Origin of the sequence: Mycobacterium sp. SA01 (assembly GCF_041287105.1) — a bacterium.
GTDB lineage: Bacteria > Actinomycetota > Actinomycetes > Mycobacteriales > Mycobacteriaceae > Mycobacterium.
The window spans coordinates 158,670-171,115 of the sequence record NZ_JBGGNO010000014.1; the positions used below are offsets into that span (position 1 = coordinate 158,670).

Sequence of the window (12,446 nt, forward strand, 5' to 3'; positions counted from 1 at the left end):
GACATCGGATACGTATAGGGTTGGTTTAGTGAGCAAAGCCGCGACGGTGGCCTATCTGGGCTTCCACGAGAAGGACAATCTCGGCGACGACGCGATTTATGATGCCGTCAGATCCCAGCTCCCCGGGGTCGTCTTCGACGACATCCCACGCCTGCCGCACGAGTTCGCCTTCCCCCCCGTTCCCGCCCTGCAAAGGGCGCGCCGTCCCAGCACGCTGGTGATGGGCGGCGGGACGCTGGTGGGTGTGCGGTATTTCCGAATGCTGGCCAAGCTCGGCCTGGCGGTGACCAAGAACACCGGTAAGTACGCGATCGGTGTCGGTGTTCAGGACCCCGGCTATACCGGCCGCGGCAGCGGTTCGGGCAACGACGAGCTCACCAAGTGGAAACCGATCCTGGCCGATTTCGACTCCATATCCGTGCGCGGGCCCCGCAGCGTGGAGCTGCTGGCCGAGATCGGCGTGACGGCGCAAATGACCGGCGACCCGGCACTGATCCTGCCGCGGCCCGAGGTGCCGGTCGAGGACGGGCTGATCGGGGTCAACCTCGGCTACGGCGACGACCTGTGGGGACATGACCCGGCCGGAGTCGCTGAGCAGGTCGCGATCGCGGTGCGAGAACTGGCCGGCCGAGGCCATCGGTTCGTCGGCATTCTGATGAATCCCGGCGACCGCAAGTGGCTGGAGGTGGCGTTGCGGGACGTGTCCGCCGACATCCTGCTACCACCCGACGCCGAGGCCGCAGCGCGGGAGTTCGCCCGGTGCTCGGCGGCCATCGTCTGCCGGCTACACGCCGGCATCTTGGCCGCGCTATCCGACACCCCGGTGGTTTCCCTTGAATACCAACCGAAATGCCGCGATTTCGCGTTGTCCATCGACGATGCAGCATCCCTGATCCGCACCGACGAGGTGACCGGCGCCGCCGTCGTCGACCGGGTCCTGGAGTCACTGGCCGATTCGCGGGCCATTCGGGCTGGTAAGCGAGCCGCCGTGGACCGGCTTCGCAAGCAGCTGGACGCCGAGTACAACGCGCTGCGCCATCAGCTCGGCGTCGCGGGCGCCTGACGGGCCCGCCGCAGTGCGTCACCGCTGAACACCAGCAGCGCCAGCCAGATCAGCGCGAAACCCGCCCAGCGGGCCGGCGGCATCGGCTCGTGCGCCACCAGCACACCCCACGTCATCTGCATGGCCGGATTCAGATACATCAGCAACCCGAGGGTGACCAGGGGCAGGCGCTGGGCGGCGGCGGCGAACAGCAGCAGCGGGATCGCGGTGATCGGCCCCGAGAGCATCATCAGCGCCAGGTGGCCGGGCCCGTTGCTGGCGAACTGGCCGTGCCCACTGACCTGCAGCACTACGATGTACGCGATGGCGAACGGCGCCGCGATCGCGGCCTCCACGCCCACGCTGACCCGCGGGTCTGTGGGAACCACCTTCTTGACCACACCGTAGAGGCCGAACGTCGAGGCCAGCCCGAGCGCGATGATCGGCGGCCCACCGACCTCGATGCCGAGCAGGATCACCGCGGCCAGCGCGATCAGCACCGCCACCAGCTGAGCTCGGTTGAGCCGTTCGCGGAAGATCAGCACCCCGAGCAGCACGCTGATCAGTGGATTTATGAAGTAACCGAGCGCGGCATCGACCACATGGCCGTTGCTGACCGCGAAGATGAAGATCACCCAGTTGGCCGACACCAGTGCCGAGGCGCAGAGCAGCAGCAGCCAGGTACGTCCGGTGATAGACCGCAGGTCGGACAGCTTGCGCATGGCGACCACCACACCGGCCATCAGAACCAGCGTCCAGACCACCCTGTGCGCCAGAACCTCCAGTGCCCCAGCCGGTTTCAGCAGCGGGAAGAACGCCGGGAACAAGCCCCAGGACCCGTAGGCACCGATGCCGTAGAGCAGACCGCCGGTCTTGGTGTCCTGTTTGGGGCTCGTCACGACTCGCCGCGCAGCACATCCAATGCGTGCTGCAGGTCGGCCGGGTACGGGGCGGTGACCTCGAAGTGCCTGCCGTCGGCGGGATGGGCGAACGCCAGCGAACGCGCGTGCAGCCATTGCCGTTCCAGGCCGAGCCGTTTGGCCAGCACCGGGTCGGCGCCGTAGGTCAGATCACCGGCGCACGGGTGGTGCAGCGCGGCGAAGTGCACCCGGATCTGGTGCGTACGACCGGTTTCCAGGTGAATGTCGAGAAGACTTGCGGCCCGGAACATTTCGACGGTGTCGTAGTGGGTGATGCTGTGCCGGCCGGTCTCGGTGACGGCGAACTTCCAGTCGTGACCGCGGTGCCTGCCGATCGGTGCGTCGATTGTTCCGCTCGACGGATCCGGATGTCCCTGCACCACAGCGTGATAACGCTTGTCAACGGTGCGCTGCTTGAACGCCCGCTTGAGCAGCGTGTAGGCCCGCTCGGACAGCGCGACCACCATGACACCCGAGGTGCCGACGTCGAGCCGGTGCACGATGCCCTGCCGCTCGTGGATGCCCGACGTGCTGATCCGGAATCCGGCCGCGGCGAGACCGCCCAGCACGGTCGGTCCGTGCCAGCCGACGGTGGCGTGGGCGGCCACCCCCGGCGGTTTGTCGACGGCGACGATGTCGGCGTCGGAGTACAGGATCGTCATGCCCTCGATCTCTTCGGGCGTGTTCTCCGGCGGCGGCGCTTCCTCGGGGATCTGCACGTGCAGCCACGCGCCGGCCTCGAGACGGTCGGACTTCCCTGCCCGCGCGCCGTCGAGCTCGACGCCGCCGTCCTCGGCGATCGCCGCCGCGGCGGTCCGGGACAGCCCCAGCAGCCGGGCCAGGCCCGCGTCGACGCGCATGCCGGCCAGCCCCTCGGGAACCGGCATGGATCGTTCGGCCATCAGGCCGTCTCGGCCTTGTCGTCGCTGGCGGCCGGCTCGGACGTGCGGCGACCCGCGGTGTCGAAGTCATAGCCGAACAGCGACAGACCGACCAGCAGGATGGCCCCGCCGACCACCGCCGGATCGGCCACGTTGAACACCGGCCACCAGCCGATGGAGAGGAAGTCGACGACGTGCCCGCGCAGCGGGCCGGGCGAGCGGAAGAACCGGTCGACCAGGTTCCCCAGCGCGCCGCCCAGGATCATGCCGAGGCCAACCGCCCACCACGGCGACACCAGCCGCCGGCCCATCCAGAAGATCCCGATCACCACACCGGTGGCGACCAGCGTCAACACCCAGGTGTAGCCGGTGGCCATCGAGAAGGCCGCGCCCGAGTTGCGCACCAGTGTCCAGGTGACGGTGTCGCCGATGATCGACACCGGCTGGCCCGGCGTCAGCCACCGGACGGCCAGCACCTTGGTGATCACGTCGAGCGCCAGCACCACACCCGCCACCGACAGCAGCAGCCGCAGCCGACGTGGCGCCTTGGCACTGTCCTTGGATTCGTCGGTCACACCCCCATCATTCCCTAGTCTGTTGGGCATGCCCCGACTCGTCGTCGTTACCACCGGCGGGACGATCGCCACCAGCGCAGACGATGAGGGCGTCCTGCGGCCGGTGCATGGCGGCGCCGAGCTGGTCGCCGGGCACGATGCGCGGGTGATCGACCTGTTCACGCTGGACAGTTCGCAGCTGGCGCCGGCCGAGTGGCGGCGGATTTCAGACGCCGTCACCGCGGCCGCCGCCGGGGCCGACGGCGTCGTCGTCACGCATGGCACCGATTCGATGGAAGAGACCGCCCTGTGGCTGGAGCTGACCTACGCCGGTGACGCGCCGGTGGTCGTCACCGGGGCCGCCCGGTCGGCCGACGCCCCGGACGCCGACGGACCGGCCAACCTGCGCGACGCCCTCGCGGTGGCGGCCAGCCCGCGCGCCCGCGGGCGGGGCGTGCTGATCTGCTTCGCCGGATGGGTGCGCCCGGCGCTGGGCACCACCAAGGTGGGCGGCCCCGATCTGTTCGGCGGCGCCGCGCCGGCGGGCCGGGTCCGCGACGGGACAGTCGAATGGACCGGCGATGCGCGGCGGGCCTACCTCGGCGAGGCCGCCGGGGCGGCCCGAGTCGACATCGTGGCTGCCTATCCCGGCGCCGACAGCACCGCGATCGACGCGTTCATCGACGCGGGCGCCGCGGGTCTAGTGATCGAGGCGATGGGGGCTGGCAACGCCGGAACCCCGATCATCGAGGCGGTGCGCCGGGCCTGTGCCCGCGGCGTGGCCGTGGCGGTCACCACCCGCGTGCCCGGGGCGCCGACAGCGGCGGCCTACGGGCCGGGCCACGACCTGGTGGGCGCCGGAGCTGTGCTGGTTCCGCAGTTGCGCAGCAGCCAGGCCCGGGTGCTGATGATGGCCGCGTTGAGCGCGGGGCTACCCGTGGCCGACGTCATCGCCCGCTGGGGCTGAAGCCCGGCTCTCCAGACCGCCGACGTACTCCGCCCAGTCCAGGCTGTCGACCGGGTTGGCTTTGACCAGGTCCGGTTCGTCGATGGCGAACGTCCGCATCACCCCGGGCCCGCTGCCGCGCGTTTCGAAGCGAACGCTGACCACGCCGTGGCCGGCGCCCTGTACCCAGCCGTGCCCGAGCTCGGGATGACCGACGTCGTCACCGATGCGCCAGCCCCCGGCTTCCGGCACCGGCACCGCCATTGGCGCGTGGGTGTCCGGTGCCTCGGCGACCTCGGCCTCCACCTGCTCGAGATCGGGGAACAGCGACTCCTGGTGGACGTCGGACAGGCCCGAAAAGCCCACGCCCAGAAGACGAATGGGACCGACCTCCCGGGGATCGAGGAGTAGCCGGTACGCGGTGGCGGTCAGCGTGCCGAGGTTGCCGGTGGCGTACGGCAGTGTTGCCGATCGGGTGAGAGTGCTCATGTCGGACCGCTTGAGCTTGACCGTGACCGTGCGGGCGCCGCGACCGTCGCGCTGCAGCCGCTGGTGGGCGTGCTCGGCGATCGGGGCGATGGCGTCGCGCAGCTGCTCGATGGTGGTGAGGTCGGCCGGGAAGGTCGACTCGGCGCTGATCTGCTTGGCCTCGGCGCGTTCGGCCACCGGGCGGTCGTCGATGCCGCGGGCCAGGCGGTGCAGCGCGGGACCGACGGTGGCTCCGAGGATGCTGGCGGCCTCGGCGTCGGTCAGCGCGGCCAGCTGGCCGATCGTGTCGATGCCCAGCCGATGCAGCTTGTCCTCGGCGACCGGGCCAATCCCCCACAACCGGCGTACCGGCAAGCCGTCGAGCAGCGTGCGTTCCTCATCGCGGCGGACCACGCGAAACCCGTCGGGCTTGGCCAGGTCCGAGGCGATCTTGGCGATCTGCTTCCCCGACCCGGCCCCGACCGAGGCCACCAGGCCGGTCTCTTCGCGGACCCGGCGGCGCAGCAACACGGCGAACTCCTCGACGTCCGCGGCGCTGGCCCCGGCCAGTTCGATCGGCTCACCGAACGCCTCGTCGAACGACAGCTGCTCGAGGACGGGAACCATCGCGCGCACCGTGTCCAGCACCCGTCGACTGGCCACCCCGTAGACCACGCCTCGGGGCGGCAGCACCACCGCTGCGGCGCCGACCATCCGCCGCGCCTGGTGCATCGGCATCGCCGACCGGGCGCCGAACACCCGCGCCTCATAGCTGGCGCCGGCCACCACACCGCGGCCGCCGAGCCCGCCGACCAGGACGGGGCGGCCACGCAGCGTCGGGCGGGTCAGCTGTTCGACCGACGCGAAGAACGCATCCATGTCGAAATGCAAGACCCAGCGCTCCACGACTCCCGATGCTATTGGCTGGGCCGAAAGCAGTAGGCGGCTACTGAATCCGCGCAGTCGAGAGCAGCGCACGATCACTGCCATGGGTACTGGGTATCTCGTCGGTTACGTCGGTGGGCTGGCGATGGCGCTGGGCGTCGGGGCGGCAGTGATGGTGAGTGCGCCGACGGCGTCCGCCGATACCGCGGCGGGGTCGTCGTCGCACGGCGCTTCCCCGGGCACCGCGAAGTCGGCGAGGGCGCCGCAGCGCGCGACCGCCGTCGCCTCGAAGAAGTCCGCGCCGAAACGCACCGCCGACGCGCCTGCATCGTCGGTGACTCTTCTGATGGCGGCGTCCGGTGCGGCAGAGTCGAGGCGGAAGGCGACATCCACCACGCCGCCTGCCGACGCGGTCGCCATCGACGACAGCAACAACCTCGTCATCGACAGCGACGGTGTCATCACTCGGATCTCGTTGCGGGACAACGCCACCGGCACCCAGACCGGAACCACTCTCGTACTCACCGGCCGCGTCGCACAGCCCCCGCTGCTAGACGTCGCTCGCGGCCGAGCCGTGATCGCGACGAGCTGGGAAGCCTCCAACGAGTACGTGAGCCAGGTCGCGGTGTTCGACACTCAGGCGGGAACCCAGACCGGCACCACACTCGACTTCACCGGCTCTCCCGCCGTGTCACTGGTCGACGACGGCCTCGCCCTGATCCGCACCGTCCGCTATGACGCGACCACCGGCGGTGCCACTGATTTCACGGTCCTCGACACCGCCTCCGGCACCACGGTCGGTGAAGGACTCACGTTGGACGGCGGCCTGTGGAACACACCGGCCGTCCGGGTGGGGAACGCTCGCCTGCTGGTCATGTCCGTCAATCAGAACTATTGGGCGGGGACGGCGACGGTCAGCGCAGCGGTGTTGGACACCGCCACCGGCAGCCAGGTCGGCCATCCGGTGAGCCTGGACGGCGCGCCATGGGGTGACCCCACTCTGAGCGAAGACGGTGTCCACGTCCTTCTGACCGCGAGCATCGGCGGGGCAACCCATGCCGCGGTCATCGACACCGCGGCCGGTGAACAGTCCGGAACTACTGTCGACCTCCAGGGCACTGCCGGTTACGTCGTCACCGCCGCCGACGGCATCCACGTTCTGATCACGGCGGACGACGGCTACACCACCCGCATCGCGGTGGTCGACACGACGACCGGCGACCAGGCCGGCGTTCCCCTCGCCATGACCGGCCGACTGGAGCGCCCCCTGCTGAGCGCCGACGGCGTGCATGCACTCGTGACCGCGAGCACCGCGGACTCGACCGAGGTGGCGGTGCTCGACACCGTGACCGGCGAACGCACCGGGACCCCTGTCGTCCTCGTCGGCCAGGTGCGGGGTCCGCTGGTCAACAGCGACGGTATCCACGCTCTGTTCGCGTCGAGCACCGGTAACTCCACCGAAGTGATGGTGCTGGACAGCAGAACCGGCGAACAGACCGGTGCGGCCGTCGACGTCGAGGGGACGATGAGCTATGCGCTCGTCGACGCCGACCAGACCCACGTTCTGGTTGTCACGAGCGTCGGCGGCTCCACGCGGTTCACGTCGTTCGACTCCGCGAACGGGCAACGAGTGGGGGCCCCGCTGAGCTTCTCCGGTGCACTGACCGGCTGGCCATACCCATCGACGGCCGCCGACGGCACCCATGCCCTGTTCATCCTCGACGACGCCGATGAGACGCATCTGGTGCTGATCGACATCGCCACAGGTACCCAGACCGGCACCGGCCTCGTGCTGCCGGGCGAGCCGGGGATGCCGATCGTGAGCGACGACGGACACCACACCACGATCTACACCAGGGTCCCCGCCACGCACGCCCACGGCAGCAGCACCCGCATCGCGGTGATCGACACCGCCACCGGCAACCAGGTGGGCGTCACCACCCGGCTCACCGGAACCCCCGCCGCCCTACCGCAAGTGAGCGCCGACGGGCACCACGTCGGGTTCCGGACATTCGCGGGGGTCAGCGCGAACCTCGACACGTCGACCGGCGCGGCGACCACACATATCGCCGGGGCTCCGTGGGGCTTGGACCTCGAGGCGTTCGCACTCACACCGCTCGGGCGAATGGTGACGGCGATCCAACTGGCGGTGAACACCGCCTATCTGGTGATGGTGCAGTTCGTTCTCCTGGGCTTCTTCGTGTTGGGCGGGATTCTGTCCCAGACGCCGAGCGCCCAGCCCGCCGCCCCGTCCGGGAATGCCACCGTCGCCGGGTGAGTCTCAGGCCTTGGTGATCGCTACCCGCACCCCGTCACCGATCTCCACGGCACCATCGGGCTCACCGAAGTCGAAGCTCGTCGCCAAGATCTCACCGGCGATCAGATCGGTATGCGCCGCAGCCCAATCCGCACGTTCGGCCGGCACCGACATGACCACCCGAATGCGGTCACTGACGTCCAGGCCGCTGGACTTGCGCAGATCCTGCAGTTCACGGATCCGGTCCTTGGCCCAGCCCTCGGCCTCCAACTCCGGGGTGACGGCGCCGTCCAGCACCACCAGGCCGGCACCGTCGGGCAGCGCGGCCGTCCACTCCGGATCGGCGGCCACCAGCTTGGCGGTGAACTCCTCCGGAAGCAGCACGGCCGGGCCCGCGGTGAGCGTCCCGTCGGCGTTGAGCACATATTCGCCAGCCTTGACGGCCTTGATCGCCGCCTGGACGTCCTTGCCGATACGCGGGCCTGCGGCGCGGGCGTTCACCGCCAGCTCGAACCGGCCGTAGGCGGGCACATCGTCGGTGAGCTCGACGGCCTTGACGTTGAGCTCGTCGGCGATCAGATCCGCGAACGGTTCGAGACTCTGCGGATTATCCACCGCCACAGTCAGTTTCGGCAGCGGAAGCCGTACTCGAAGCTTCTTGGCCTTGCGCAACGAGGACGCCGTCGAGCAGACGTCGCGCACCTGGTCCATGGCGGCCACCAGCGCCGGGTCAGCCGGGACCACGCCCGCCTGCGGCCAGTCGGTCAGATGCACCGAGCGCTCGCCGGTCAGACCGCGCCAGATCACCTCGGTGGCCATCGGCAGCAGCGGGGCCGCCAGCCGGGTGGTCACCTCCAGCACGGTGTGCAAAGTGTCGATAGCGTCGGCATCCTCCTCCCAGAAGCGCGAACGCGACCGGCGCACATACCAGTTCGTCAATGCTTCGGTGAACTGGCGCAGCTGCTCGCAGGCACCCGAGATGTCGCAGACGTCCATCGCCTCGGTCAGCTGGTCGCGCAACTCGGCGAGCTTGGCCAGGATGTAGCGGTCCAGCACGTGGGTCGAATTCGTGCGCCAGGTACCGACTTTCGGCGCGTACAGGGTGAGGAAGCTGTAGGCGTTCCACAGCGGGAGCAACACCTGGCGGACACCTTCGCGGATACCCTGCTCGGTGACGATCAGGTTGCCGCCCCGCAGAATCGGCGACGCCATCAGGAACCAGCGCATCGCGTCGGAGCCATCCCGGTCGAACACCTCGTTGACATCGGGATAGTTGCGCAGCGACTTGCTCATCTTCGCACCGTCGTTGCCGAGCACGATCCCATGTGACACACACGTTTTGAAGGCCGGCCGGTCGAAGAGTGCGGTGGCCAGCACATGCAGGGTGTAGAACCAGCCGCGGGTCTGCCCGATGTACTCCACGATGAAGTCACCGGGATTATGCGTGCCGAACCAGTCCTCGTTCTCGAACGGATAGTGCACCTGCGCGTACGGCATCGACCCGGAGTCGAACCACACGTCGAAGACGTCCTCGATGCGGCGCATCGTCGCGGTGCCGGACGGGTCATCGGGATTGGGCCGCGTCAACTCATCGATGTACGGCCGGTGCAGATTGTCCGGGCGCACCCCGAAGTCGCGTTCGAGTTCGTCCAGACTGCCGTAGACGTCGATCCGCGGGTACGCCGGGTCATCGGAGACCCACACCGGAATCGGTGTGCCCCAGTAGCGGTTTCGCGAGATCGACCAGTCCCTGGCCCCGGACAGCCACTTGCCGAACTGGCCGTCCTTGACGTGATCGGGATACCAGGTGATCTGCTGGTTGAGTTCGACCATCCGGTCCCGGAATTCGGTGACCTTGACGAACCACGACGACACTGCCCGGTAGATCAGCGGGTTGCGGCACCGCCAGCAGTGTGGATACGAGTGGTCGTAGGTTTCCTGGCGGACCAGCACCGGGGCGTTGACCGCGGCGGATCCGGTGCCGTTCTTCAGGTCCCGGATGATCTGCGGGTTGGCGTCGAACACGTGCTGGCCCTGATAGTCGGGCACGCTGGCGTCGAAGCGGCCCTTGGAGTCCACCGGCGTCACCGGCACGATGCCGACGGTGTCGGTGGTGGCCTTGTCGTCCTCGCCGTACGCGGGCGCCATGTGCACCACACCGGTGCCGTCCTCGGTGGTGACGAAGTCACCGCGAAGCACCTGAAAAGCGTTGGCGGAGTTCAGGAAATACGGGAACGGCGGCAGGTAGTGCAGCCCGAGGAGTTGTTCACCGGTGACGGTGGCGAGCACCTCGGGCTCCTCCCCCAGCTCGCGGGCATAGGCGGCGAGCCGGGCCTGAGCGAGCACCAGACGCCGGCCGTCGACCTGCACCACCACGTAGGTGACGTCGGGATTGACCGCGACGGCCTGGTTCGACGGCAGCGTCCAGGGCGTGGTGGTCCAGATCAGCAGGTAGGCGCCGTCCAGATCGGAGTCGGCCTGGTTGATCCGGAACCCGACGGTGATCGCCGGGTCCTGCCTGCTCTGGTAGACGTCGTCGTCCATGCGCAGCTCGTGCGACGACAGCGGGGTCTCGTCGTTCCAGCAGTACGGCAGCACCCGCACGCCCTCATAGGCCAGCCCCTTGTCCCACAACTGCTTGAACGCCCAGATGACCGACTCCATGAACGACAGGTCCAGGGTCTTGTAGTCGTTGTCGAAGTCGACCCAGCGCGCCTGACGAGTGACGTAGTCGCGCCACTCACTGGTGTACTTGAGCACCGAGGCGCGGCAGGCGTCGTTGAACTTCCCGATGCCCATCTCTTCGATCTGGGCTTTGTCGGTGATGCCGAGCTGACGCTGCACCTCGAGTTCGGCGGGCAGCCCGTGGGTGTCCCAGCCGAACCGGCGCTCCACTTTGTAGCCGCGCATCGTGCGATAGCGCGGCACGATGTCTTTGACGTAGCCGGTCAGTAGGTGGCCGTAGTGTGGCAGGCCGTTGGCGAACGGCGGACCGTCGTAGAAGACGTATTCCTCGGCGCCGTCGCGCTGGGCGATGCTGGCCCGGAAGGTGTCGTCGGACGCCCAGTAGTCGAGGACATCGAGTTCGAGGGCCGGGAAGCTGGGTGAACCACCAGCCGGCTTCGGGTAGCCATTCTCGGTCACGGGTGCGTTCGTCTCCTGTGCCAGGTGTCTGGACACGGGGACGACGACGCGCGGAGTGCGCGAGCGCCGCGGTACCACCCCGCTTACGCACGTCGACGTGCGTCGCTCTTGACAGGCTGTGACGGGCCCACCCGTTCGGTTCTACTCGGTCGTCGCCGCGCCGCGGCGCGGGCCTTTCTTCCGAAGGCTCCCCGGTGATGGCCGGATCGGTGCCGTTGGAGGAATTCTAGCCGTTAGACGGTGCCGTATACCGGGGTGGCCTCGGACGTCACGCTGATCAGGCCCAGCCGGAACTGGTTGGCCAGTTCTTCGACCGTGCAGTGGTCCAGCCGGCGCGAGTCGTACCACCAGTCCATCTGCACCTCGCCGTCGCCGCGGTAGGCGAGCACGCCCAGCGCGGGGCCGTCGGCCATCTGCAGCGGCCCGAGCGACGGCTCCGGCGGCAGGCCGAGGAAGGAGAACGCGACGTCGGCCGGCGATGTGCTGAGCCGGGCTGGCGTCAGCGCTTCGCGAACCTCGGCCAGCAGGTCGTTGGCGTCCATGCCGCGTTCATCGGCGCAGCACAGCCGAACGGGCTGCACGGCGGTCAAGCCACTGACCGTCACGAAGCCGACCCCGATGGTTCGGGCGATCGCCCGGCCCAGAGCGGCCAGCAGCACTACCTCGATCCCGACCTGCACAGCCTCAACGGCTCCGTCCAGTTCGGCGGTCAATTCGTGGGACAGGGGCGCCGACAATCGAACCAAATCTTCTGGTCGAGGCCGGCCGGGGATCTCATCATCGACTACCCGCACATTGCTAGACGGGTAGGTCACAGGAGCAACCATGGGATCACCGTAGCGGGCGTGTCCCATAAATGGGAGTCCTATCCCAGAAGTGTGACGGCGGTGTCAATTAAGTTATCAATTTGTCGTATGTAGGCAGCGGTACCCAATACCGGGAGTTCGGGTTATTGTGAGGCGTGCCCAGGACCGATGAGAACGGACGCCAGCTCAAAACCCTGCTCGACTACCTCCTCGACGGGGACATCGAGGCCCGCGACATCTACGACGCGCTAGGCACCTCCAGCAGCACTTATTACCGGCGGGTGAAGGAGCACGACTACCCGAACGCCGAGGAACTGCGCCTGGTCGCCTCTCGATTCGGGCTCAGTTATCCCGATTTGCAAGTGCGATTTGGACTTATGAGTCGCGAAGAAGTCCAACAATATGTCGATTCTTCTCCATTTACGTTTGCGACAATTGTTACCGCTACTGTGACGCGTAATCCCGTGAAATTCTCAGAATTGAAGCCTCGACTCGACGCTCCTCCGCTGTAGTATTTGCTGAAGTTATTCGGGGGCGTAAGGC

Annotated in this window: 10 protein-coding genes; 4 read left to right on the forward strand and 6 right to left on the reverse strand. The window is 68.2% G+C overall.

The window, feature by feature from the left end:
* Nucleotides 1-28: 28 nt before the first annotated feature.
* Entirely contained in the window at nucleotides 29-1,063 is a 1,035-nt protein-coding gene (locus tag AB4879_RS05315) for a polysaccharide pyruvyl transferase family protein (RefSeq protein WP_370506748.1), read from the forward strand.
* On the opposite strand, the gene rarD is transcribed toward AB4879_RS05315, so the two are convergent.
* Genes rarD through lspA form a run of 3 tightly spaced genes read right to left on the reverse strand, consistent with a single transcriptional unit; the run spans nucleotide 1,039 to nucleotide 3,448 of the window.
* Complete coding sequence (gene rarD, locus AB4879_RS05320; protein ID WP_370506749.1) at nucleotides 1,039-1,941, reverse strand: EamA family transporter RarD; 903 nt, start codon at nucleotides 1,939-1,941, stop codon at nucleotides 1,039-1,041. The genes AB4879_RS05315 and rarD overlap by 25 nt on opposite strands.
* The gene (locus AB4879_RS05325; protein ID WP_047330386.1) at nucleotides 1,938-2,864 is read right to left on the reverse strand and encodes an RluA family pseudouridine synthase; all 927 of its coding nucleotides are present in this window, start codon (nucleotides 2,862-2,864) and stop codon (nucleotides 1,938-1,940) included. Before AB4879_RS05325 ends, rarD begins: the two co-directional genes overlap by 4 nt.
* Nucleotides 2,864-3,448 carry a signal peptidase II gene (gene lspA, locus AB4879_RS05330; protein ID WP_233209328.1) on the reverse strand — a complete coding sequence of 195 codons (585 nt, stop codon included), beginning with the start codon at nucleotides 3,446-3,448 and terminating at the stop codon, nucleotides 2,864-2,866. Before lspA ends, AB4879_RS05325 begins: the two co-directional genes overlap by 1 nt.
* Here lspA and AB4879_RS05335 point away from each other — a divergent pair.
* Nucleotides 3,447-4,364, forward strand: a complete 918-nt coding sequence (locus AB4879_RS05335) for an asparaginase (RefSeq protein WP_370506750.1) — start codon at nucleotides 3,447-3,449, stop codon at nucleotides 4,362-4,364. The genes lspA and AB4879_RS05335 overlap by 2 nt on opposite strands.
* Here AB4879_RS05335 and AB4879_RS05340 read toward each other — a convergent pair.
* Nucleotides 4,329-5,690, reverse strand: a complete 1,362-nt coding sequence (locus AB4879_RS05340; RefSeq protein ID WP_370506926.1) for a DNA polymerase IV — start codon at nucleotides 5,688-5,690, stop codon at nucleotides 4,329-4,331. The two genes, AB4879_RS05335 and AB4879_RS05340, sit on opposite strands and share 36 nt — an antisense overlap.
* A gap of 109 nt (nucleotides 5,691-5,799) precedes the next feature.
* On the opposite strand from AB4879_RS05340, the gene AB4879_RS05345 reads away from it, so the two are divergent.
* Nucleotides 5,800-7,974, forward strand: a complete 2,175-nt coding sequence (locus AB4879_RS05345; RefSeq protein ID WP_370506751.1) for a hypothetical protein — start codon at nucleotides 5,800-5,802, stop codon at nucleotides 7,972-7,974.
* A 3-nt stretch (nucleotides 7,975-7,977) separates the two neighbouring features.
* On the opposite strand, the gene ileS is transcribed toward AB4879_RS05345, so the two are convergent.
* Together ileS and AB4879_RS05355 are read right to left on the reverse strand one after the other, a co-directional pair.
* Nucleotides 7,978-11,097: an isoleucine--tRNA ligase gene (gene ileS / locus AB4879_RS05350; RefSeq protein ID WP_370506752.1), complete on the reverse strand. Its 3,120-nt coding sequence runs from the start codon at nucleotides 11,095-11,097 to the stop codon at nucleotides 7,978-7,980.
* Nucleotides 11,098-11,330: 233 nt separating this feature from the next.
* Nucleotides 11,331-11,834, reverse strand: coding sequence for a hypothetical protein (locus AB4879_RS05355; protein ID WP_370506753.1), 504 nt, complete (start codon nucleotides 11,832-11,834; stop codon nucleotides 11,331-11,333).
* Nucleotides 11,835-12,058: 224 nt separating this feature from the next.
* On the opposite strand from AB4879_RS05355, the gene AB4879_RS05360 reads away from it, so the two are divergent.
* Entirely contained in the window at nucleotides 12,059-12,415 is a 357-nt protein-coding gene (locus tag AB4879_RS05360) for an XRE family transcriptional regulator (protein ID WP_370506754.1), read from the forward strand.
* Nucleotides 12,416-12,446: the final 31 nt, after the last annotated feature.